Annotated in this window: 16 protein-coding genes, 4 pseudogenes and 1 riboswitch; of the genes and pseudogenes, 13 read left to right on the top strand and 7 right to left on the bottom strand. The window is 71.0% G+C overall.

Annotated elements, in window-relative coordinates:
- Positions 1-103: 103 nt before the first annotated feature.
- Together ACFY5C_RS32195 and ACFY5C_RS32190 are read right to left on the bottom strand one after the other, a co-directional pair.
- Positions 104-1,462 (bottom strand): LCP family protein, encoded by a 1,359-nt coding sequence (locus ACFY5C_RS32195; protein ID WP_389450866.1) that lies wholly within the window; start codon positions 1,460-1,462, stop codon positions 104-106.
- A gap of 191 nt (positions 1,463-1,653) precedes the next feature.
- A pseudogene (locus ACFY5C_RS32190) lies at positions 1,654-2,374 on the bottom strand (M56 family metallopeptidase); the annotation flags it as partial.
- An 8-nt stretch (positions 2,375-2,382) separates the two neighbouring features.
- On the opposite strand from ACFY5C_RS32190, the pseudogene ACFY5C_RS32185 reads away from it, so the two are divergent.
- Positions 2,383-2,577 (top strand): annotated as a pseudogene (locus ACFY5C_RS32185) (TerD family protein); the annotation flags it as partial.
- A 90-nt stretch (positions 2,578-2,667) separates the two neighbouring features.
- Complete coding sequence (locus tag ACFY5C_RS32180) at positions 2,668-2,892, top strand: twin-arginine translocase TatA/TatE family subunit (protein ID WP_389450863.1); 225 nt, start codon at positions 2,668-2,670, stop codon at positions 2,890-2,892.
- Between the two features lie 127 nt (positions 2,893-3,019).
- On the opposite strand, the gene ACFY5C_RS32175 is transcribed toward ACFY5C_RS32180, so the two are convergent.
- Together ACFY5C_RS32175 and ACFY5C_RS32170 are read right to left on the bottom strand one after the other, a co-directional pair.
- Positions 3,020-3,661 (bottom strand): superoxide dismutase, encoded by a 642-nt coding sequence (locus ACFY5C_RS32175; protein ID WP_369275373.1) that lies wholly within the window; start codon positions 3,659-3,661, stop codon positions 3,020-3,022.
- An 85-nt stretch (positions 3,662-3,746) separates the two neighbouring features.
- Positions 3,747-4,859, bottom strand: a complete 1,113-nt coding sequence (locus ACFY5C_RS32170; protein ID WP_389451193.1) for a HoxN/HupN/NixA family nickel/cobalt transporter — start codon at positions 4,857-4,859, stop codon at positions 3,747-3,749.
- A gap of 204 nt (positions 4,860-5,063) precedes the next feature.
- Between ACFY5C_RS32170 and tsaD the strand changes: the two genes are divergently transcribed.
- Both tsaD and ACFY5C_RS32160 read left to right on the top strand, forming a co-directional pair.
- Positions 5,064-6,134 carry a tRNA (adenosine(37)-N6)-threonylcarbamoyltransferase complex transferase subunit TsaD gene (tsaD, locus tag ACFY5C_RS32165; protein ID WP_389450860.1) on the top strand — a complete coding sequence of 357 codons (1,071 nt, stop codon included), beginning with the start codon at positions 5,064-5,066 and terminating at the stop codon, positions 6,132-6,134.
- Positions 6,134-6,694 (top strand): annotated as a pseudogene (locus ACFY5C_RS32160) (GNAT family N-acetyltransferase); the annotation flags it as partial. The gene tsaD and the pseudogene ACFY5C_RS32160, both read left to right, overlap by 1 nt.
- Before the next feature lie 90 nt (positions 6,695-6,784).
- Here ACFY5C_RS32160 and ACFY5C_RS32155 read toward each other — a convergent pair.
- A complete protein-coding gene (locus ACFY5C_RS32155) occupies positions 6,785-8,200 on the bottom strand; it encodes a short-chain fatty acyl-CoA regulator family protein (protein ID WP_389450857.1) in 1,416 nt (471 codons plus the stop codon).
- 385 nt (positions 8,201-8,585) lie between these two features.
- On the opposite strand from ACFY5C_RS32155, the gene aceA reads away from it, so the two are divergent.
- The 6 genes and pseudogenes from aceA (at position 8,586) to ACFY5C_RS32125 (ending at position 16,466) form a co-directional block, all read left to right on the top strand.
- A complete protein-coding gene (gene aceA / locus ACFY5C_RS32150) occupies positions 8,586-9,869 on the top strand; it encodes an isocitrate lyase (protein WP_389450854.1) in 1,284 nt (427 codons plus the stop codon).
- A 107-nt stretch (positions 9,870-9,976) separates the two neighbouring features.
- Positions 9,977-11,569 (top strand): malate synthase A, encoded by a 1,593-nt coding sequence (gene aceB / locus ACFY5C_RS32145; protein ID WP_389450851.1) that lies wholly within the window; start codon positions 9,977-9,979, stop codon positions 11,567-11,569.
- Positions 11,566-12,435: a 3-hydroxybutyryl-CoA dehydrogenase gene (locus ACFY5C_RS32140; protein WP_389450849.1), complete on the top strand. Its 870-nt coding sequence runs from the start codon at positions 11,566-11,568 to the stop codon at positions 12,433-12,435. The genes aceB and ACFY5C_RS32140 overlap by 4 nt, the downstream gene beginning before the upstream one ends.
- 365 nt (positions 12,436-12,800) lie before the next feature.
- Positions 12,801-12,996: riboswitch (cobalamin riboswitch) on the top strand.
- Between the two features lie 178 nt (positions 12,997-13,174).
- Positions 13,175-15,493, top strand: a complete 2,319-nt coding sequence (metE, locus tag ACFY5C_RS32135) for a 5-methyltetrahydropteroyltriglutamate--homocysteine S-methyltransferase (protein ID WP_389450846.1) — start codon at positions 13,175-13,177, stop codon at positions 15,491-15,493.
- Positions 15,494-15,516: 23 nt separating this feature from the next.
- Positions 15,517-16,047: pseudogene (locus ACFY5C_RS32130) on the top strand (ABC transporter ATP-binding protein); the annotation flags it as partial.
- Positions 16,048-16,064: 17 nt separating this feature from the next.
- Positions 16,065-16,466 (top strand): serine hydrolase, encoded by a 402-nt coding sequence (locus ACFY5C_RS32125; protein WP_389450843.1) that lies wholly within the window; start codon positions 16,065-16,067, stop codon positions 16,464-16,466.
- Positions 16,467-16,577: 111 nt separating this feature from the next.
- On the opposite strand, the gene ACFY5C_RS32120 is transcribed toward ACFY5C_RS32125, so the two are convergent.
- Both ACFY5C_RS32120 and ACFY5C_RS32115 read right to left on the bottom strand, forming a co-directional pair.
- Positions 16,578-18,302 (bottom strand): dolichyl-phosphate-mannose--protein mannosyltransferase, encoded by a 1,725-nt coding sequence (locus tag ACFY5C_RS32120; protein ID WP_389450840.1) that lies wholly within the window; start codon positions 18,300-18,302, stop codon positions 16,578-16,580.
- Between the two features lie 98 nt (positions 18,303-18,400).
- Entirely contained in the window at positions 18,401-19,318 is a 918-nt protein-coding gene (locus ACFY5C_RS32115) for an NAD(P)-dependent oxidoreductase (RefSeq protein WP_389450837.1), read from the bottom strand.
- 301 nt (positions 19,319-19,619) lie between these two features.
- Here ACFY5C_RS32115 and ACFY5C_RS32110 point away from each other — a divergent pair, with 301 nt between their 5' ends.
- The 3 genes from ACFY5C_RS32110 to ACFY5C_RS32100 all read left to right on the top strand — a co-directional run bounded on the left by ACFY5C_RS32110 (position 19,620) and on the right by ACFY5C_RS32100 (position 23,235).
- Complete coding sequence (locus tag ACFY5C_RS32110) at positions 19,620-20,216, top strand: TetR/AcrR family transcriptional regulator (RefSeq protein WP_389450834.1); 597 nt, start codon at positions 19,620-19,622, stop codon at positions 20,214-20,216.
- 479 nt (positions 20,217-20,695) lie between these two features.
- Positions 20,696-22,240, top strand: a complete 1,545-nt coding sequence (locus ACFY5C_RS32105; RefSeq protein ID WP_389450831.1) for an ABC transporter substrate-binding protein — start codon at positions 20,696-20,698, stop codon at positions 22,238-22,240.
- A 26-nt stretch (positions 22,241-22,266) separates the two neighbouring features.
- On the top strand, positions 22,267-23,235 hold the full coding sequence (locus ACFY5C_RS32100; RefSeq protein WP_389450828.1) for an ABC transporter permease: 969 nt from the start codon (positions 22,267-22,269) through the stop codon (positions 23,233-23,235).
- The last annotated feature ends 4 nt before the right edge of the window (positions 23,236-23,239 follow it).

Genomic DNA, 23,239 nt, shown 5'->3' with positions numbered 1-23,239 from the left:
ACCCGGCCGGCTCATCTCCCTCGCGCGGACGCAGTCGCCGCCGGCTGCCGCCGGGGCGGGCGGCGTCCGCCCGATCGGCTCGCGTCCGCCCCGGCGCCACGGCTCAGCGGATGTCGTCGAGGTCGAGGTCCTTGCCGACGACCAGGGTGACCGCACCGGCCCCCGCGGCCGAGTCCGGCGTGGCCCGGACCCCCGGCAGCCGTGCGGCGAGCGCCTGGGCCTGCTTCTCCAGGCCCGGCGGGTAGGTGACCTTCGTAGTGCCGCTGTTCTGGGGGGCGTTGCCCGTGCCCGCGACGGTGACGCCGGCCGCGCGCAGCTTCTGCGCCACGGTGCCGGCCAGCCCGGAGACCCCCGTGCCGTTGAGGACCTGGACGCGCACGGAGGAGGCGTACACGGGGTTCTTCGCGTCCGCCTCAAGGCGTTTCTTGTCGACCTCCTTGTCCCTGGCCAGGGAGGCGAACAGCTCGGTGGCCTGCGGGTACTGCCAGACCACGTTGGCCTTGTCGGACACCACGTCGGCCTCGCGCGGGTAGTTGGGGACCGTGAGGAACGTCAGACGGTCGCTCGGGATTCCCTTGAGCTCCGAGGCGAGGCCGTACAGCGGCTTGATGCCGGCCAGATCGGGGTCCGTGGTCAAGGACTTGGTGGCCGACTGCAGGAATCCGTAGAGCGCCTTCGGGCTGGTCAGTTTGGCCTGTGCCTTCTCGGCGAGGGCATCCATGAACTCCTGCTGGCGTCCGATGCGTCCGATGTCGGACCCGTCGCCGACGCCGTAGCGGACGCGCACATAGCCCAGCGCCTTCTCGCCCCCGACCGTCTGGCAGCCGGGATCCATGTCCAGTCGTGCCTTCTTGGAGTGGATGGCCTGCTCGGGGCAGACCTCGATGCCGTCCAGGGCGTCCACCATGCCCTTGAAGCCCTGGAAGTCGACGGACATGAAGTGGTCTATCCGCAGACCCGTGTTGGCCTCGACCGTCTTGATGGAGCAGGCGGCCGCGCCGGCGACCTCGCCGCTGGTGCCACCGAGTGCGAACGCCTCGTTGATCTTGTAGTGGTGCGGCGCGGAGGTGCTCCCGTCACCCTTGTCGCAGGCCGGTACCTCCACCCAGGAGTCACGGGGGAACGAGACCACCGTGGCCCATTCCCGGTTCGCGGGGACGTGCAGCACCATCAGCGTGTCCGACTGCATGGTGGTCAGGTCCTTGCCGTACTCGGCGTTGGCGCCGTCGCGGCTGTCGGAGCCGACGACCAGGATGTTCTTCGAGCCCGGGCTGAGGTTCTCGGGCCGGTCCCCGCCGATCTTGTCATCGATGTCGGCGGACTTGATGTTGTCGTTGAGGTCCTGGTAGACCCAGGCGCCCACCCCGGCGACTCCGAGGACGACGGCCGACGTCACCCCCACCCCCCACGCCAGGATCCTCCCTCGCCGCGTCAACCGGGTCTTCCCCTCGCCGCCCGGCATGCGTCGGCGTTTCCCCGTCCCCGTCACCCTGCGCCCCCTCAATAGATGAATGGCCGAAGCCCTGACCCCTCACCCTGAACAGACGACGATCTTCGCAACATCCGTTGCCTGGAGCGCACGAACCGGCAAAATTCCCGGGCGCCCCTCGACAGCCGCTCGGGAAAGCCAACGCCCACGCGGGCCCCCCGCGTTCACTGTGGCGTCGCCGCGCGCAGGATGAGGACCATCGTCACCGCCGAGACGGCCGTCCCCGCGGCCGCGCACCACGTCACCAGGCCCACCGAGGTGAACAGCGACGGCCGACGACGGCCCTGCGGAGGGGGCCCGAGCAGTGCGGCCACCCGGCGCGGCACCGGGCGCGCCGCCGTGAAGCCCGGCAGCGTCGCGACGGGAGTGCCCCGCGACACCAGCCCCGCCCTGCCGATCGCGCTCGCCACCGTCCGGCGGCTGCCGACGGCCGGGGCCGCCTCTTCGTCCGCCCAGCGTTTCCGCTGTGTACGAGGCCGCTGTGCGCAGCGGGCGCAGGAACGGATCGACCCGCGCGGCCAGTTGGACGGCGAGCAGGGACCGGTGGTGCCGCGCGGTCAGATGCGCCCGTTCGTGAGCGAAGAGCGCCCGGCGTTCGGCGGGTTTGAGGCAGTCCAGCAGCCCTGACGTCACCACCGCCCGGTCCCGCCGGCCACCCGGCAGCGCGTACGCGTACGGCACCTCGTCGGGGAGTACGACCACACCCGTGCCCGGCAGCCCGGCGAGCGCCCGATGGGCGTGACGGCGGACCCGGCCGTGGCACCACAGGGTCCGTCCGCAGGCTACGACCACCGCGCACAGCGCCGGGATGGCCGACTTGCAGACGATCCCGTCGTACGGCACGGCTGCCCGCACCTCGGGGTCCGACCAGCCGTCGGGCAGCGGACGCCTTCATCCCCATCGTCAACCAGGCCGGCGGCGCCGAGATCGCCCGCTGCGACCTGTCCGAGGACGCCTCGACCTCGACCGAGACGGCCATCGGGTTCGGGGAGTTGTACCGCCACCGCGCCGAGTGGAAGTTCCGAGCGGTTGGACATGGTTACGCCTCCGGGCTCGCCGGGATCGCCGCCGAATTCGGTCTCGACGTCCGACGGCGGCCCTGCTCGGCCGTGGGACGCTTGATCCCTTGCTCCACCTGCCCAACACCTCTCCCACCTCACCGGAAGGACGGGACCCACATGTTCGGACTGAGCGAACTCGCGATCCTCCTCCTCGTCGTCATCGCCGTCCTCTGCGCGAAGAAGCTTCCCGAACTCGCCCGTTCGGCGGGCAAGTCGGCGCGCATCCTGAAGGCCGAGGCCGGAGCGATGAAGGACGACGAGGCTCCCGGGGCACCCCGGGTGATTCAGGGGGAGACTGTCGCGCCCGAGGGATCGAGGCCCCAGAGTTCGGGTGCGCAGTAGGGCGCTGCGGCACGAGATCGCGAAGGACTCCCACAAGTCACGTACTTGTGGGAGCCCTTCGTGGGGCCGCCTGCCGTGAAGGTTGAGAAGACGATCACGAGCAGGACATCCGCTGCGTGCTACGGCATCACGGCGCCAGCAGCAGGCTGTTGCCGCGCTCCTTGGCGGCGGCGTAGCGCTTGGCCACGTCCTGCCAGTTGACGACCTGCCACATGGCCTCGATGAAGTCGACCTTCTGGTTCCGGTACTGGAGGTAGAAGGCGTGCTCCCAGGCGTCGAACACCAGGATCGGCGTCGAGCCCTGGCCGACGTTGCCCTGGTGGTCGTAGACCTGCTCGACGATGAGGCGCCCGCTGAGCGGCTCGTAGGCGAGCACGCCCCAGCCGGAACCCTGGGTCGTGGCCGATGCCTTGGACAGCTGGGCCTTGAAGTTGGCGAAGGAGCCGAAGGACTCGGCGATGGCGTCCGCGAGTTCGCCCACGCCGTCCTTCTCCAGCGGCTCGCCGCCGCCCTCGCCCGTCATGTTGTGCCAGTAGATCGAGTGCAGGATGTGGCCGGAGAGGTGGAAGGCCAGATTCTTCTCCAGGCCGTTGATCGAGCCCCACGACTCCTTGTCCCGCGCCTCGGCGAGCTGCTCCAGCGTGTCGTTCGCGCCCTTCACGTACGCCGCGTGGTGCTTGTCGTGGTGCAGCTCGATGATCTCGGGGCTGATGACCGGGGCGAGCGACGCGTAGTCGTACGGAAGCTCCGGGAGCGTGTAAACCGCCATGTCCAACGTCCTCCGACGTTATTGCGAATGGTATGCAGCTGCACGTTAACAGTAAGAGCGAGAGCTTTTCGATCAGGCGTTGGACCTAGGACCTGCGCCGTGTCGCAGCGCGGGCACCGCTGCCGGCCGAGCCCTGTCCGGTGGGCCGGGCCAGGCCCGCCGTCCACTTCTCCTCGATGCGGCCGACCTTCCAGACCAGCAGGGCCAGCGCCCAGGTGGCGAAGAAGAGGCCGACGACGACGTAGCCGATGATGTTCAGGTCGAGGCCGCAGACCCAGTCCCAGAACGGGCCGTGCAGGTCCGCCTTCTCCGCGATCAGGCCCAGCAGTTCGACGGTGCCGATGATGAGGGCGACGGCCACCGACAGGCCCGTGATGGTGAGGTTGTAGTAGACCTTGCGGACCGGCTCGGAGAACGCCCAGCCATAGGCGAAGTTCATGAACGAGCCGTCGATGGTGTCGAGCAGCGACATGCCCGCCGCGAACAGGAGCGGCAGGCACAGGATCGCGTACCAGGGCAGCCCCGATGCCGCGCTCGAGCCGGCGAGGACGAGGAGGGCGATCTCGGTCGCGGTGTCGAAGCCTAGGCCGAAGAGGATCCCGAGGGGGTACATCTGCCAGGGCTTGGTGATCGACTTCATCAGGCGGCCGAGGAGGCGGTTCATGAAGCCGCGCTTGTCGAGCTGCTCTTCGAGGGCGGCCTCGTCGAAGTGCCCCGTGCGCATCTGCCGGAAGACCTTCCAGATGCCGGCCGTGGTCACGATGTTGATGATCGCGATGAGGTAGAGGAACGTCCCCGAGACCGTCGTACCGATCCAGCCGGTCACGCTGTGCAGTGCGGAGTCGTCGTCCTGAACCGGGCCGGCCAACGCCTTGACGCCCAGGGAGAGCAGGAAGGCGAGGGCGAACACGATCGAGGAGTGTCCGAGGGAGAACCAGAAGCCGACCGACAGCGGGCGCTGCCCCTCGCCCATCAGCTTGCGGGTGGTGTTGTCGATGGCGGCGATGTGGTCGGCGTCGAAGGCGTGCCGCATTCCGAGGGTGTAGGCGGTGACGCCGATGCCGATGCCGAAGGTCTTGCTGCCCAGGCTGTAGTGCTCGGGGGCGACGATCACCACGAGGGTGAACCAGCCGATGACGTGCAGCGCCAGGATGAACGCGGCCATTCCGCCGAGGCTCGTCCACTCCTTGCGGGTCATGGACGTACGGATGCGGTGCCACGAGGAAGTCATGAGGGTGGGGCCTTACTGCTGGTCCGATGGCTGTTCTCAGCCGCGCGGCCCAGGTTTCTGCCGGTGAGTTGCAAGAACAACGCAGGAGCGGCAAAGCCCGCGTCAGGATTCAGTCACGTCTTATTGCACAATGCTTGCAATAGCATGGGCAGTGCAGAAAGGTGGGCCGTCATGGGACGCAAGGCATCTCCGATCGTGCTGGGCATCGAGTCGTCGTGCGACGAGACCGGCGCGGGGCTTGTTCAGGACGGCCGGCTGCTCGGCCACGCCCTCGCGTCGAGCATGGACGAGCACGCCCGGTACGGCGGTGTCGTGCCCGAGATCGCCGCCCGCGCCCACGTGCATTCGGTACGGCCCGTGATCCAACAGGCCCTGGACCGGGCCGGGTTGCGGCTCTCCGACATCGGCGCGGTCGCCGTCACCACCGGACCGGGTCTGTCGGGCGCGCTCCAGGTGGGGCTTGCCGGTGCGAAGGGCGTCGCGTACGCGCTCGGTGTCCCCCTGTACGGCGTGCACCACCTCGCCGGCCATGTCGCCGCCGACACCCTGGAACACGGGCCGCTCCCCGACCCCTGCATGGTGCTGATCGTCTCCGGCGGGCACACCTCGCTGCTCCTCGTCCGCGACCTGGCCCGCGATCCGCTCGTCCGTCTCGGCGACACCCTCGACGACGCGGCCGGGGAGTGCTTCGACAAGGTCGCGCGGGTTTTCGGGCTGCCCTACCCGGGCGGCCCGGCCATCGACCGGGCAGCGCGCGTGGGGGATCCGCGCGCTGCCCCTTTCCCGCGCCCCCTGACCGGCCCGCGCGACAAGCCGTACGACTTCTCCTTCTCGGGGCTGAAGACGGCGGCCGCGCGGTGGGCCGAGGCACATGCGGGCCGTGAGCTGCCCGTGACCGACGGCGCGGCGTCGCTCCAGGAGGCCGTCGCCGACGTACTGACCCGCAAGGCGGTGGCGGCCTGCGTCGAGCACGGCGTGGGCACGTTGGTCGTGATCGGCGGGGTTGCCGCGAACTCCCGGGTCCGCTCCCTGGCCGAGGAGCGCTGCAGCGCCGCGGGGGTCGAACTGCGCGTACCGCCCCTGCGGTTGTGCACGGACAACGGCGCGATGATCGCCGCCGTCGGCGACCTCCTCGTGCGTGCCGGTGCCGAACCGGCACCGCTGCACGTGTCGGTCGATCCGTCGGCGCCGCTGGAGTACGCGGCACTGCACCCCGGGGCCGCCGGGGCGGTGGCGGCCTGATGGACATCCGCGTCTTCCGGGACGGCGCGCTCCTCTCCCACACCACCGCCCTGCGCTCCGTGTACGCCGACGCCTTCTGCGCCCCTCCCTGGGACGAGGACGAGGAGAAGGCAGTCGAGTTCGCGGCGCGGCTCCCGGTGAACGTACGGCGTTCGGGATTCACGGCCGCGCTCGCCTTCGACAGTGAGCAGGTCATCGGTTTCGCCACCGCCTGGACCACCCTCTCCCCCTTCCCCACCGACCGCTGCTACCCCCAGGCCGCGGCCGGGCTCGGTCACGACCGCACCGTCAACTGGCTCTGCGGCGCGCGCGAGATGGACGAACTCGCCGTGTGCGCCGACGCAAGGGGCACCGGCATCGCCGCCGGGCTGCTGGAGGCGGTCACGGCCGACGCTCCGGAAGGCCGATCCTGGCTGCTGACCTCCGTCCAGTCGGGGCAAGCCATGTCCTTCTACCGCCGCCAGGGCTGGGCGCAGGCCACTCACCCCTCTTCCGACGGCAAGGGCATCGTCGTCTTCCTGAGCCCTCGTCACCCCGCACGGTCCTGGCCGCCCAACCCCTGCCGTAGGCGTCGTCCGCCGGCCTCGACGAGGACGGCCGCCCGCCCGGCGCGGCTTCTTGTGCGGCTGATCAACAAGGTCGGGGCCGGGTCACGCCCGTCCGTCGTGTCCGGCCTCGACCGGATACGGCACGAACGTGCTGCTGTGCTCGTCAACGGCGAGTGCCCGGCCCAGCGGAGGAGCCGCCCGCTGAGGACAGTCGAGGCGTTCGCAGACGCGGCAGCCCATGCCGATCGGGGTCGCGGCGGAGGCGTTGGCGAGGTCGAGGCCGTCGGAGTAGACGAGGCGATGGGCATGGCGGATCTCGCAGCCCAGCCCGATGGCGTAGGTCCTGCCCGGCTCGCCCCAGCCGCCGCGGTGCCGGGTGACCGCGCGGGCCGTCCACAAATAGCGCTGCCCGTCCGGCATTTCGGCGATCTGGACGTGGATGCGACCGGGTGCGGCGAACGCCTCGTAGACGTTCCAGAGGGGGCAGGTGCCGCCGGCTCGGGAGAAGTGAAAGCCGGTGGCCGACTGCCGTTTGGACATGTTCCCGGCGCGGTCGACGCGTACGAAGGAGAAGGGCACGCCGCGCAGTCGGGGGCGCTGGAGGGTGCTCAGGCGGTGGCAGACGGTCTCGTAGCCGAGGCCGTAGCGGTCGGTGAGGCGCTCGATGTCGTAGCGGAACTCCTCGGCGGCCGTGTGGAAGGCGGTGTACGGCAGGATCAGGGCGGCGGCGAAGTAGTTGGCGATGCCGATGCGGGCCAGGGCATGGGCGGGTGAGCCTGGCGGGAAGTCCTCGGCGGCCTGACGGTCGAGTTCGTCGCCGTATTCGAGGAGCGCCAGTTGGGTGGCCGTGCGAAACGCTCGCTGGCCGGGGCGCAGGCGGGTCGACAGGTGCAGGGTGCGGGTAGCCGCGTCGAAGCGGTGCAGACGGTCGCCCGCCTCGGCGGCCAGGCGGACGTCATGGGCGTCGGCCAGTCTCGCCGTGAGGGCGCCGACGACCTCGCCGGGCCGGATCCCGATCTCCTCGGCGAGGCGTTCGGCCGCGAGGTCGGTGTCGTGCAGGTAGTTCTGGCGGCGGTAGAAGAAGTCCCGGATCTCCTCGTGGGGCGAGCGCGGTGACTCCACGGCGGTGTCACGGCCGTCGGCCGCTCCCGCGAGCCGCTCGGACAGGAGCTGGTTGCGGCGGCCCAGGTCGAGAAGGACCCGCGCGACCGCGGGCATACGGGAGGCGAGTTCGGCGAGGTCCGACGGGGAGACGCGGGATTCGGCGATCTCGCCTGTGAGCGCCTCGCGCAGGTCGGCCACCAGGCGGGTCGTGTCGCGCTCGGAGAAGAAGTTCGGGTCAAGTCCGAAGGTCTCGGTCAGCCGGAGCAGGACGGGAACGGTGAGCGGGCGGGAGTCGTGCTCCATCTGGTTCAGATAGCTGGGCGAGATGGCGAGGACGCGGGCCAGCTCGGCCTGGCTCATCCGGCGCTCCTCGCGGAGCCTGCGCAGCCGCGCCCCCGCATAGGTCTTGCTCACCGCGTGTGTTCCTCCACGTCAGGACGGGCTTCGACCCGGTCAGCGTATGCGATCCGGCGCTTCCAGCACCCTTCGCAAACTTGGCAAACGGCGGACGGAAGATTCGCAAAGCTTGGCAGGCTTCCATGGTTGATGGCACTCAGTGCCAGTGCCAGAGTGTGAGTGCGGCCCGCCGGACCCGGCAGGCTCCGCCCGGAACCGGGGCTCGATTCATGCCCTGACGTCGGAGATCCCGGCAGGGCGGCAGCCCGTACCGGCAGCATTGCTCACCTTCACCCTTCGAGGTGACGGCGGGCCGCATCCCTGGAAGAGACACGCAGTGCCAGTCGCATGGGGACCAGCACGCGATTGGCAGACGCAACAGACCGAGGAGACGGTGACAGTCATGGCAGAGGCGAGGACGCAGGCGGCCGAGGAGCTCGCACGGCGCTGGGCCACCGACCCGAGGTGGCAGGGCATTGAGCGCACCTACAGCGCCGATGACGTCGTCCGGCTGTCCGGCAGTGTCCGTGAGGAGCAGACCCTGGCCCGGCGCGGGGCCGAGCGGCTGTGGCGCCAACTGCACGAGCAGGACTACATCCACGCCCTGGGCGCGCTGACCGGCGGCCAGGCGGTGCAGCAGGTCAAGGCCGGGCTCCAGGCGATCTACCTGTCCGGTTGGCAGGTCGCCGCCGACGCCAACCAGGCCGGGCACACCTACCCCGACCAGAGCCTGTACCCGGCCAACTCGGTGCCGCAGGTGGTGCGTCGGATCAACAACGCGCTGCTGCGTGCCGACCAGATCGCCACCGCGGAGGGCGCGGGCGACACGACGGACTGGCTGGCGCCGATCGTGGCCGACGCCGAGGCCGGTTTCGGTGGTCCGCTCAACGCCTTCGAGCTGACCAAGGCGATGATCGCGGCGGGTGCGGCGGGCATCCACTACGAGGACCAGCTCGCCTCGGAGAAGAAGTGCGGCCACCTCGGCGGCAAGGTCCTCGTCCCGACCTCGCAGCACATCCGCACCCTCAACGCGGCCCGCCTGGCCGCCGACATCGCCGACGTGCCGACGATCGTCGTCGCCCGCACCGACGCTCTCGCCGCCAACCTCCTCACCAGCGACGTGGATGAGCGCGACGCCGAGTTCGTCACCGGCGAGCGGACGGCGGAGGGCTTCTACCGGGTGCGCGGCGGAATGGCGCCGGTCATCGCCCGCGGTCTGGCCTACGCGCCGTACGCCGACCTGATCTGGGTGGAGACGGGCACCCCGGACCTGGCGCAGGCCCGCGAGTTCGCCGAGGCCATCCACGCCCGGTACCCGGACCAGATGCTGGCGTACAACTGCTCGCCGTCCTTCAACTGGAAGGCCGCGCTGGACGACGACCAGATCGCCAAGTTCCAGCGTGAACTGGGCGCGATGGGCTACAAGTTCCAGTTCATCACGCTGGCCGGCTTCCACTCCCTGAACCACGGCATGTTCGACCTCGCCCGCGGCTACGCCGAGCACGGCATGACCGCCTACGTCGACCTGCAGGAGAAGGAGTTCGCCGCGCAGGCCCACGGCTTCACCGCCGTCAGGCATCAACGTGAGGTCGGTACGGGGTACTTCGACCTGGTGTCGACGGCCGTCAATCCGGCGTCGTCCACGACCGCGCTGGCCGGGTCCACGGAGGAAGAGCAGTTCCACTAGGCCGCCGGACCGGGCGCCCCGCGCCGCGAGGCTCCCGGTGGCCGAGCGGAGGGAACGGGCGACCGTCCCTGTCCGCCCCCTCCGCTCCCATCCCTCAGGAGAACCCGATGTCCACCACCGCACTGACCCACCATGTCCGTGTCCTCGCCGGCCCGGGCCACCGTCACGACGAGATCCTCACGCCGGCCGCCCTCGACTTCGTGGGCCGGCTCGCCGCGGAGTTCGGCCCACGCCGCCAGGAAGTCATGAAGGAGCGCCGCAGGCTGGCGCTGCGGCTGGCATCGGGCTCACCGCTCGGCTTCCCCATGGTCACCTCCGCCGTCCGCGCCGACCCGACCTGGCGCGTCGCGCCGCCCGCCCCCGGCCTCACCGACCGCCGCGTCGAGATCACCGGCCCGCCGGACCGCCGGATGGCGGTCAACGCGCTCAACTCCGGCGCCAGGATCTGGATGGCGGACTTCGAGGACGCCACCGCTCCCCTCTGGGACAACGTCGTCGGCGGCCAGCTCAACCTGCTCGACGCGGTCGAGCGCCGGATCGGCTTCACCACGGCGGAGGGCAAGGAGTACCGCCTCGGAGACCGGCTCGCCACCATCATGGTCCGCCCGCGCGGCTGGCATCTCGACGAGGAGCACCTGGAGTTCGACGGACGGCCCGTGCCTGCCGCCCTGGTCGACTTCGGCCTGTACTTCTTCCACTGCGCCCAGCGCCAGATCGACGCCGGGTACGGCCCGTACTTCTACCTGCCGAAGCTGGAGAACCGGCACGAGGCGCGCCTGTGGAACGACGTCTTCGTCCTCGCCCAGGAACTGCTCGGCATTGCGCACGGCACGATCCGTGCCACGGTCCTCATCGAGACGATCACCGCCGCGTTCGAGATGGAGGAGATCCTCTACGAACTTCGCGAGCACAGCGCGGGGCTCAACGCGGGCCGCTGGGACTACCTGTTCAGCCTGATCAAGACGTTCGGCCACCGCACCGACTTCCTCCTGCCCGACCGGGCGAAGGTGACGATGACCGCCCCCTTCATGCGGGCGTACACCGAACTCCTCGTCCGCACCTGCCACAAGCGCGGCGCCCACGCCATCGGCGGCATGGCCGCCCACGTGCCCGGCAAGGACCCGGCCGCGAACGAGGCCGCGCTCGCCAAGGTCCGGCTCGACAAGGAGCGGGAGGCCGAGGACGGCTTCGACGGCTCCTGGGTGGCCCACCCCGGGCTCGTCCCCGTCTGCCGCGAGGTCTTCGACGGTGTCCTCGACGAACGGCCCCACCAGATCGACCGTACCCGCGACGACGTCGACGTGAGCGCGGCGGACCTGCTGTCGGTGCGCAGGATCAGCGGGCCGCCGACCGAGGAGGGCGTGCGCACCAACATCGCCGTCGCGCTGCGCTATTTCGCCGCCTGGCTGCGCGGGCAGGGCGCGGTCGCGCTGTACGGCCTGATGGAGGACGCGGCCACCGCCGAGATCGCCCGCGTGCAGATCTGGCAGTGGCTCCGGCACCGGGTGATCGACCGGGAGACGGTGCTGCGGCTGCTCGACGACGAGGTCGTCGCGCTCGGCCGCGAGTACCCGTGGGCGCCCGTCGACGAGATCCGCGCCCTGTTCGAACGGACCGCCCTGGCGGGCGAGTTGCCGCTGTTCTTCACCCCGGACGCGTACACGCGGCACCTCGTGAAGCGGACGGAGGCCGGGGCGTGAGCGGGGGCATCCAGCGCGTCGGCGTGGTCGGCGGCGGGCAGATGGGGGCCGGGATCGCCGAGGTGTGCGCACGGGCCGGCCTCGACACCGTGGTCTGCGAAGTGGACGAGGTCGCGGCCCGCGCCGCACGGGACCGGATGGCGGCGTCACTCGACCGCGCGGTGCGCCGCGGCAGGCTGGAGGAGGCCGCAGCGCGAGACGCGCTCGACCGCACGGCCTTCAGCGGCAGCCTGGACGATCTCGCCGACCGGCAGCTCGTCGTCGAGGCCGTCATCGAGAACCCGGCCGCCAAGACCGAGGTCTTCGCCGCGCTCGACAAGATCGTCGAGGATCCGGAGGCGGTGCTGGCGACCAACACCTCCTCACTCCCCGTCATGCGGCTGGGCATGGCGACCGGCCGGGCGGACCGGGTGGTGGGCCTGCACTTCTTCAACCCGGTGCCGGTGCTGCCGCTGGTGGAGATCGTGACCTCGCTGCACACGGCGCCTCAGACGCTTGCCGCAGTACGGGAATTCGCCACCAGGACGCTGGGCAGGACGGTGATCCACTCCCAGGACCGGGCCGGCTTCGTCGTCAACGCCCTGCTCATCCCGTACCTGCTGTCGGCGGTCCGGATGGCCGAGTCCGGCTTCGCCACAGCCGCCGACATCGACACGGGCATGGAGCTGGGCTGCGCCCACCCCATGGGCCCGCTCAGGCTCGCGGACCTGATCGGCCTCGACACCGTCGCCTCGATCGCCGGGTCGCTCTACGACGAGTTCAGGGAGCCCCTCTACGCCCCTCCCCCGCTGCTCCAGCGGATGGTGGAGGCGGGATTGCTCGGCCGCAAGACCGGCCGCGGGTTCCACATCTACGACCAGGACTGAGGGCCTGGTACGACGCGGGCTGAGGGGTCCGCGTCGCCGCCGGGAGTGAGGGTTCCCGCGCGGCTGACACAGGGGAAGGGCGGGAGGCGCTGTCAGGCGCTTCCCGCTCTGTGGCGCTCCCGCCCTCGCAACGCGCCGGGCACTCAGAGCCTGCCGAGTGGCCCGTCCTGGTCGCGGCGACCGCCTGCGGCTCCCCGGGGAAGGTCATCTCGGGTGCGCCCGTGCGCGGATGGAGGGCGACCTCGGCTCCACTCCGTACACCTCGGCCAGCAGCCGGGGCGTCGTCGCGGGTGTCCCATTTCACCATCCGGATGACGGATGCCGCGCTGCCCTGCGAGGTGCCACCCCGTAGGCTGGCCGGTGCAGCTGGTTCGCCCCGCCCGCCAGGTGGGATGCGTCGCAAGAGGGAACCCGGTGAGAATCCGGGACTGCCCCGCAGCGGTGAGTGGGAACGACCGCCGTCATCCGCACTGGGCCCGACGAAGAGGGCCTGGGAAGCGACGGCCAGTAGGTGTCCTCCGGTCAGGAGGACGTGCCCGCGAGTCCGAAGACCTGCCAACTGCCCGCGCGCGGACGACCCGTGCGCGGACATCCCGGTGACCTCGAGGGCGGGTCGGCGTACATACCAGGCGGACGACCGTGCCCAGCCGCGCACGCTCCGACCGTCCGGTTCGTCACCCCTTCGCGCTCTCGTCCCGTCGCCGGGATCTCAGGGATTCATCTCGCGAAGGAGATCTCCGTGACCACGAAGTCCGCAGCCGCGGCAGCACGGGCCACCGTGTACGGCTACCCCCGCCAGGGCGCGAACCGGGAACTGAAGAAGGCGGTCGAGGGCTACTGGAAGGGCCGTGTCACCGCTGGCGCCCTGCGCACCACGGCCGCCGACGTGCGCGCCGCCAACTGGCGGCAGCTGGCCGACGCCGGCATCCACGAGGTGCCCACCGGTGATTTCTCGTACTACGACCACGTCCTGGACACCACCGTCATGGTCGGCGCGATCCCCGAGCGCCACCGGCACTCCGTCACGGCCGGCACCCTCGACGGCTACTTCGCCATGGCGCGCGGCACGCAGGACGTGGCGCCGCTGGAGATGACGAAGTGGTTCGACACGAACTACCACTACCTGGTGCCGGAGCTGGGCCCTGACACCGTCTTCACGGCCGACTCGACCAAGCAGGTCGCCGAGCTGAAGGAGGCCCTCGCGCTCGGTCTCACCGCCCGCCCAGTCCTGGTCGGCCCGGTCACGTATCTGCTGCTCGCCAAGCCCGCCCCCGGGGTCGCCGCGGACTTCGAGCCGCTCACGCTCCTGGACCGCCTGCTGCCGGTGTACGCCGAGGTCCTCGCCGACCTGCGCGCGGCCGGCGCCGAGTGGGTGCAGCTGGACGAGCCCGCCCTTGTCCAGGACCGCACCCCGGCCGAGCTGAATGCCGCCGAGCGGGCCTACCGCGACCTCGGTGCCCTCACCGACCGCCCGAAGCTGCTGGTCGCCTCGTACTTCGACCGGGTCGGCGACGCCCTGCCGGTATTGGCGAAGGCCCCGGTCGAAGGGCTGGCGCTGGACTTCACCGGGTCCGCCGCAGCGAACCTGGACGCACTCGCCGCGGTCGGCGGGCTGCCCGGCAAGCGGTTGGTCGCCGGTGTGGTCAACGGCCGCAACATCTGGGTCAACGACCTGGAGAAGTCCCTGTCCACCCTGGGCACCCTGCTCGGGCTGGCCGACCGGGTCGACGTGGCCGCCTCCTGCTCCCTGCTCCATGTGCCCCTGGACACGGGCCTGGAGCGGGACATCGAGCCGCAGGTCCTGCGCTGGCTGGCATTCGCGAAACAGAAGACCGCCGAGATCGTCACGCTCGCCAAGGGCCTCGCCCAGGGCACGCACGCCGTCGCCGCCGAACTCGCCGCCAACCGGGCCGACCTGGCGTCCCGCGCCGGCTCGCCGATCACCCGTGACCCGGCCGTCCGCGCCCGCGCCGCCGCCGTCACCGAGGCCGACGCCCGCCGCTCCCAGCCGTACTCCGAACGCGCCGCCGCCCAGCGCGCCCACCTCGGCATGCCCCTGCTGCCGACGACCACCATCGGCTCCTTCCCGCAGACCGGCGAACTGCGCGCCGCACGCGCCGACCTGCGCGGCGGGCGCATCGGCGCCGCAGGGTACGAGGAGCGCATCAAGGCCGAGATCCAGGAGGTCATCTCCTTCCAGGAGAAGACCGGGATCGACGTCCTGGTGCACGGCGAGGCCGAACGCAACGACATGGTCCAGTACTTCGCCGAGCAGCTCACCGGCTACCTCGCCACCCAGCACGGCTGGGTGCAGTCCTACGGCACGCGGTACGTCCGTCCGCCGATCCTGGCCGGCGACATCTCCCGCCCCGAACCGATGACGGTGCGCTGGACGCAGTACGCCCAGTCCCTCACCGACCGCCCCGTCAAGGGCATGCTCACCGGCCCGGTCACCATGCTCGCCTGGTCCTTCGTCCGCGACGATCAGCCTCTCGGTGACACCGCCCGCCAGGTCGCCCTCGCCCTGCGCGACGAGGTGGGCGACCTGGAGGCAGCCGGGACTTCGGTCATCCAGGTCGACGAACCCGCTCTGCGCGAGACCCTGCCGCTGCGCTGCGCCGACCGTCCGGCCTACCTGGCCTGGGCGACGGAGGCGTTCAGGCTCAGCACGAGCGGTGTGCGTCCGGACACCCAGATCCACACCCACATGTGCTACGCCGAGTTCGGCGACATCGTCCAGGCCATCGACGACCTGGACGCCGACGTCATCAGCCTGGAGGCCGCCCGCTCACACATGCAGGTCGCCCGCGAACTCGCCGCCCACGGCTACCCGCGCGAGGCCGGCCCCGGCGTGTACGACATCCACTCCCCACGCGTCCCCAGCGCCCAGGAGGCGGCGTCCCTGCTGCGCACCGGCCTCAAGGCCATCCCCGCCGAACGCCTCTGGGTCAACCCCGACTGCGGCCTGAAGACCCGCGGCTGGCCCGAGACCCGCGCCTCACTGGAGAACCTGGTCACCGCCGCCCGCACGGTCCGTGCGGAACTCTCCGCGTCCTGAGACCGGCAGCGATCGGGAGTGATCTGCCGGGGAGGGCGCGTCGGCGCTCCCTCCCCGGCCCTGAGGCCGGCGTCACGCTCACCGGCGGTGCGCACCACCTGGTGGAGGACGTCTCCCTCATCGCCCGCCCGGGCGAGGTGATCCGCCTCGTGGGCCTCAACGGCAGCGGCGAGTCCAGCCTGTTGCGCGCCGTCTACCGCGACCTGCGCCCCGCCGGCGGCGAGGTCCGTGTCGACGGCACCGACGCCAGGTCACTGCCCGTGCGGCAGGTGGCCCGCACGGTGGCCGCTGTGGTGCAGGAGCCCGCGGGCTCGGCTCCTGCACCACCGCAGGAGCCCGGCGCGGACTTCGACCTGACGGACCGTGCGATCGTCGCCGCGGGCCGTACTCCGCACACGCGGCTGCTCGACGGCGACACCTCCGAGGACGCCGCGCTGATCGAGTCGGCGCTCACCGCCGTGGACGGCGCCGACCTGGCCGGCCGCCCCTTCGGCCGGCTCTCCGGGAGCGAGCGCCAACGCGTGCCGATCGCCCGGGCCCTGGCCCGGCAACCCTGACTCCTCGTCCTGGGGTGACCGGCCGTACGTACGGCGAGGAGATCCGCCGGCGCGTCATCACGCCGCTCGGTCTGCGCGAGACGTACGTGCCGGGTGACGCCTCGGCGATCCCCGGACCGCACCCGCGCGGGTACGTACGGCCCGGCGTGGACGCGCCGCTCAGGGACATCACCGCGATCAACCCCTCGGTCGCGGGCCCGTCCGGCGAGTTGATCTCCAGCGGCAGCGACGTCAACCGCTTCCTCGCCGCTCTCCTGCGCGGCGAACTGCTGCGCCCGGCGCAACTGCGGGAGATGGCCTGGAGAGCAGGCCACTGCCCTGTGGTGGCCGCTACTGGGGGCACACCGGTGACATTCCCGGGTACGAGACGGCGGGCGGCGCCACGGTCGACGGCCGGCAGGCGACGGTCATGGTGAACCTCGGCCCGGGTGGGCCGGACGCACAGAGCGACGACATCAAGGCGGCCGTCCGGACGGCGCTCTGCGAGGGACGATCCTCGAAGACCCGGTAGCCGGGCCCCGTCGGACTCATATCCAGGTGTCGAGCCACATCCTGGCGTGCCAGTCGGCGTACGGGATCGTCTGCCCGCTGTAGATCGGGAAGAAGTAGATGAAGTTCCAGGCGATGAGCAGGACCAGTGCGCCCGCCGCGACCGCACCCCCGGTACGGCGCGTCTCGCCCGCCCCCGGCGGACCCAGCAGCGCCCCGATCATCATGGCCACGGCCAGACACAGGTACGGCACGAAGACGACCGCGTAGAAGGAGAAGGTCGTGCGGTCCTGGTACAGGAACCAGGGCAGGTAACCGGCGCCCACCGCGCACAGGATGGCGCCGGCACGCCAGTCGCGGCGCAGGGCCCACCGGTAGAGCAGGTACGCCAGGGCGAGGCACGCCGTCCACCACAGCAGGGGCGTCCCCAGGGCGAGGACCGTCTGCGAGCAGTCGACCGTTGTGCGGCAGCCGTCCGTTCCGGGCTTCGGGGACTCGTAGTCGAACAGCACGGGGCGGCCGAGGACCAGCCAACTCCACGGGTTGGACTCGTACTTGTGGAAGCTGTGCAGTCCCACGTTGAACTGGTAGACCCCGTATTCGTAGTGCCACAGGCTGCGCAGCGGAGCCGGGATCCATGACCAGGTGCCGCCATGGCCGTCGGCCCAGTGGCGTGCGTAGCCGGTGTCGGAGCGGAACCAGCCGGTCCACGTGGCCACATACGTCACCACGGCGACCGGAACGACGGAGAGCACCGACCATCCGAGGTCCTTGCGCAGGACCGCCCGGTAAGGGTGCCGCGCCCCTGCCACGCGGCGGGCGCCGACGTCCCACAGCAGGGTCAGCAGCATGAAGAAGGCCAGGAAGTACAGGCCGTTCCATTTGGTCGCGGCCGCGAGTCCCAGGAAGGCCCCGGCCATGAGCCGCCATGGACGTACGCCCGTCCCGGCGTGGTCGCCGGTGTGCCCGTCCGGGCGGCCACGGCCGTCCGGGCCGACGGGAAGGGCGGCCGCGAGCCGGGCCCGGGCGTGGTCCCGGTCGATCAGCAGACTTCCGAAGGCCGCCAGCACGAAGAACATGACGACCAGGTCCAGCAGCGCCGTACGGCTCATCACGTAGTGCAGACCGTCCACGGCCAGCAGCGCGCCGGCCAGGCAGCCCAGCGCCGTGGAGCGGAACAGGCGGCGTCCTGTCCGGCACAGCATCAGCACCGACAGCGCGCCCAGGACCGCCGTCATGAAGCGCCAACCGAACGGGTCCAGGCCGAACATCCACTCGCCGACGGCTATCACCCATTTGCCCATCGGCGGGTGTGCGACGAAGGCGCCGGTGTCGGAAAGCGGGATCACCTGGGGGTCCGCGAGGATCTGCGGGTCGGCGATCTTGCGGTCCGGCCACGTGCCCTCGTAGCCGAACTGCAGCAGGGACCAGGCGTCCTTGGCGTAGTAGGTCTCGTCGAAGACGACGTCCCGCGGACGGCCGAGGTTCCAGAAGCGGATCGCCGCGGCCAGGACGGCGACGAGTACCGGTCCCGTCCAGTCCATCACCTGGGCGGCGCGCCGCGCCCGTGACGGGCGGAGGCCCAAGTGCTCCCAAAGACGGGTCGAGGGCTCGGGAAAGGGCGGAACGAGACGTTCGCGGGTGTCGGTCCGAGGGCCCCCGACGTATCCGAACCGGCGCAGACGGGCCTGCCAGTCGCTGGGCGCTGCCGTCGGAGGGGTGCTGTCGAGGACCGGAGCCCGCGACCCGCTGCTACTCGTCATCGGATGACCTTAAACGGTCACCGGTCATTGACGGCGCCGCAGCTGCCACGGCCGCGGGAACGGCACCCCCGGGGACGGCCCCGGTTCCGAGTCGCCGTTCAGGACGGCTCAAGTCCCCGTTCATGACGTGGACTTGTGCGCGACGGGGCTTGCGCACCGCTGTTGTCCGGCGGGCCGGGGACGCGGGAGCCGTCCGTGCGGGCCTCCAGTGCACGCAGTACGGCCACCATGTCCTCGCCGCCGTGGCCCTGGGCGACGGTCTCGCCGTACAGGGTGTGGCAGACGTCGAGGAGCGGAGACGCCACTTGGGCCTCGCGGGCGGCCTCGGCGATCAGCCGGTTGTTCTTGAGAACGTCCGCGGCCCCGGCCTGGACCGTGAAGTCCCGGGCCAGCAGCTTGGGACCCTTGACCCGGGAGACGGCGCTGGCCATGGGTCCCGCGTCCAGGACGTCGCGGAGCAGGCGTTGGTCGAGCCCATGCCGGTCGGCGAAGTGGAACGCCTCGGTCAGGCCCGTGACGAGGGTGATCAGGAACAGGTTGACCGAGAACTTCATCAGCAGGGCGTCCGGCACCCCGCCGCAGTCGAACGTCTCGCGGCACATGGGCGCGAGGACGGGGCGTACGGCCGAGACGGCGTCGTCGTCGCCGGCCAGCATCGCCACCAGGTCGCCCTGTTCGGCGGGGACGCGGGAGCCGGAGACCGGCGCCTCGACGTAGCGCCCGCCCACGGCCCGGACGGCGTCCTGGAGGGCGGCCGAGTACTCCGGCGCGGTCGTGCCCATGTGGACGACGGTGCGCCCGGCGACGTGCGCGGCGAAGTCGGGGGTGCCACGCCCGAGGACCGTGTCCACGGCGGCCTCGTCGGCCAGCATGAGGACCACCGTCTGCGCCCGGGCGAAGACCTCGGCGGGAGTGTCCGCGATGTGGGCGCCGGCGGCGCGCAGGGGTTCGCAGCGGCCGCGGGTGCGATTCCACACCACGAGGGGTGTTCCCGCGCGAGCCAGATTGAGTGCCATGGGCTGTCCCATGACTCCGAGACCGATGAATCCCACGTACACGATGCACCGCCGCTTCTCTCACCGCACGGCACTTGTCGCACGGCACGCCGCTTCTCTCACCGCACGGCACTTGTCGCACGGCACGCCGCTTCTCTCACCGCACGGCACTTGTCGCACGGCACGCCGCTTCCGTCTCCGCGCCGGGGCCGAGCCGTCGCCCGCCCCTGCCCACTATGACGGTGGTCATAATACCCCGGCACTATGACGACTGTCATAGACTGGACCGCGGAACATTGAGGACCGGGCGCTGGAGGTCGGGATGGCGATGTCCGAACGAGGGCCGCGTGAGCGGATGGTCTTCAGCGCTGCCCAGCTCATCCGGCGCGACGGGGTCGCTTCCACGGGGATGCGTGAGGTCGCCGCGCATGCCGGGGCGCCGCGCGGCTCGCTGCAGCACTACTTCCCCGGCGGCAAGGAGCAGTTGGTCAACGAGGCGGTCGGGTGGGCGGGCCGGTATGCGGGCAACCGTGTCGCCCGGTTCCTTGCCGCGCTGGACGAGCCGACGCCCAGCGGGCTGTTCGCGGAGATGGTCCGCCAGTGGACCGACGAGTACCAAGCCGCCGGCTTCGCGGGCGGCTGCCCCGTGGCAGCCGCCACGGTGGACTGGGCCGAGTCCACCGAGTCGACGCGGGAGGCGGTGGCCGCCGCGTTCGGCACCTGGACCGAGCCGGTGGCCGGGGCCCTGGCCGACATGGGTGTGCCGCAGGAGCGGGCCGGTGCGCTCGCCACTGTCATGATCAGCGCCTTGGAGGGGGCGATCCTCATCGCGCGGGCGGAGCGGGACGTCCGGGCGCTGACGACCGTGGCTCGCGAGCTCGGCCCCCTCCTGGATGCCGCGGCGCACAAGGCGAGTTGACACGAACCGGCGCGCTCCTTGAGGCCCTTGGCCGTCACCCTTGCCGCCTGCGGCAACTGCCATCCCCCGAGATCCGGCCCCGGCCGCCAGAGGGCTCCCGCACGTCACGTGCTTGCGGGAACCCTCCGCCATGCCGTCGGCCTGCACGCGGCCCCCGGGTACACAGCACCCCGACCCTTATTGCATACTCATCGCAATAACGAGATAAGTGCAGAGGGGGGCAGGTCCGTGCGAGCTCCGATCAGGCTCGGCGTCGAGCCGTCGTGCGCCGGGGACCACGCCGGCACCCAGAGCGCCACTCCGTCCTTATGACCGCCCCGCAACTCCGCTTGCGCGCGGACGAGATGCTCCCGGCCCCGGGATTCCTTGCCGCTCAGGCCCGCCGCCCGCGCAGCGGACTGATGCGCGGCGAGCCTGGATGACCCTCCCCTCGCACAAGATCGCAACAACTATTGACAAGCAACAAGGGTGTGACGCTCATGACGACCCGTCGAATACGTAGTGCTGCCGCGACGGCGGCGGCGATGGTGGCCGGGGTCGCCGACTCCGTCGTGATCGGCGTGGCCTCCGAGCCGGACACCCTCAGCCCCCTGCTCGGCTACGGCAAGGACGGCAACTCGAAGCTCTTCGAGGGTCTGCTCGCGCGCGATGCAGACTTGAAGCTCAGGCCCGCCCTCGCGGAGGCGCTCCCCGAGATCGGGGCCGACGGCCTCACCTACACGTACACCCTGCGCGACGGCGTGGAGTTCAGCGACGGCGAGCCGCTGACGGCCGACGACGTGGTCTTCACCTACCGGACGATCCTGGACGAGAAGACCAACAACACGGCCCGCAGCGAACTGGACGCCGTCAAGGACGTGCGGGCGAGCGGTGACGACAAGGTCGTCTTCACGCTGAAGTACCCGTACGCGCCGTTCGCCGGGCGCACCGTCCTGCCCATCGTCCCCGAGCACGTCGCGGGCGAGCAGGACCCCAACACCGGCTCCTTCAACACCAAGCCCGTCGGCACCGGCCCGTACGTCCTGTCCGCCTGGAGCAAGGGCGAGAAGCTCACCTTCAAGGCCAATCCGGACTACTGGGGCGGCGCGCCGAAGGTGAAGACGTTCACCATGGCGGTCATCGCCGACGACAACGTGCGCGCCACCCGACTGCGCTCCGGCGACCTGGACGGCGCGGTCCTGCCGCCCAACCTCGCGGCTACCTTCAAGAACGACGAGGGCACGAAGTCGTACGAGGCGAGGTCCTACGACTTCCGCGCCGTCACCCTCCCGACGGCCGGCAAGGTCACCGGCGACCGTGCGATCCGGCAGGCGCTGGATGCCGCCGTGGACCGCGAGGCCATGGTCGACAAGATCCTCGACGGGGCGGGCACACCGGCGTACGGGCCGCTGCCCGTCGACGATCCCGCGTTCGCCAAGGGCATCGAGCGGAAGCAGGACCTGGACAAGGCCGAGCGGATTCTCGATGCGGCGGGCTGGGAGACAGGCAAGGACGGCGTCCGCGCCAAGGGCGGGCAGCAGGCCGCGTTCACGCTGCTCTATCCGTCGGGCGACAAGGTCCGCCAGGACCACGCCCTCGCCTACGCCTCCGACGTCAAGAAGGTTGGCATCAAGGTGACTGTGGAGAGCGCCACCTGGGAGGTCATCGAACCGCGGATGAAGGACACCGCGGTCCTCGCGGGCTTCGGCAGCACCGGCGACCCCGACTTCGGCCTCTACACCCTGCTGCACTCCTCCCTCGCCGGTGACGGATTCAACAACATGGCCCGCTACGGCAATCCGGCCGTGGACAAGGCCCTCGACACCGGCCGCCGCACCCAGGCCGCGGCAGAGCGCAAGAGCGCGTACGAAACGGTCCAGCGCGAGCTCGTGAAGGACCCCGGGTACACGTTCCTCACCCACATCGACCACCTCTATGTGCTCGCCGACCGCTGGGACGGGCTGACCACGCAGCTCGAACCGCACGAGCACGGCTTCGCCAGCGGCCCCTGGTGGAACATCGAGAACTGGCAGCCGAAGAAGTGAGCACCAGGTCCCTGCCCTGGGGAGCGATGGCACGCCTGGCGGGTCGGCGGACCCTGTTCGCCGTCCCCGTCCTGATGGTCGTCACGTTCGGCGTGTTCGCCATCGCCGCGGCATCCCCGTTCGACCCGGTCAAGGCGTACGCCGGTACGGCCGCCCTCGGTGCCGACCAGGAGACCCTGGACCGGCTGCGGGACAACCTCGGCGTGGACCAGCCCTTCACCGCCCGCTGGTGGCACTGGCTGACCTCCGCCCTCGGCGGCGACCTGGGGCACTCCAGCGTGCTGCGGCAGCCCGTGGCGCAGGTGATCGGTGAGCGCCTCGTGTGGTCGACGCTGTTGTGCACGGTCGCGTTCGTCGCCGCCGTGCTGATCGGCACCCTGCTCGGGGTGCTGGCCGCCCGCCGCCCGGGCTCGATGCCGGACCGGGCCGTCAGCTCGCTCGCGTACACCCTGGAAGCGGCGCCGGTCTTCTGGATCGCGCTGCTCGCAGTCTGGCTGTTCGCCCTCCAGCTGGACGTCCTCCCGGCCGGCGGCCTCACGGACACCGCCAGCGAACAGGTCACCCCGGGACAGGTGGCGAGCCATCTGATCCTGCCCGCCGGGGTGCTCGCCGTCTCCCAACTCCCCTGGTTCACCCTGTACGTACGGCAGGGAGTCGGCGACGCCCTGGCGGAGGACCCCGTACGCGGCGCCCGGGCCAGGGGCCTGAGCGAGAGCAGGGTCCTGCTCGGCCACGCGCTGCGCTCCGGTCTCCTGCCCGTCCTCACGCTGATCGGCTCCCGCGTCCCCGAACTGATCACGGGCGCCCTGCTCGTGGAGACCGTCTTCAGCTGGCCGGGCATCGCCGCGGCCACCGTCGAGGCGGCCACCGCCGTCGACTTCCCCCTGCTCGCGGCTCTCACGACGCTGGCTGCCGCCGCCGTCCTCGTCGGCAACCTGCTCGCCGACCTCCTCTACGGACTGTTCGACCCGAGGGTGAAGCTCAGTGAAATGTGACTCC

Source organism: Streptomyces sp. NPDC012935 (genome assembly GCF_042900345.1).
GTDB lineage: Bacteria > Actinomycetota > Actinomycetes > Streptomycetales > Streptomycetaceae > Streptomyces.
This window is presented reverse-complemented; position numbering and strand designations above follow the sequence as displayed.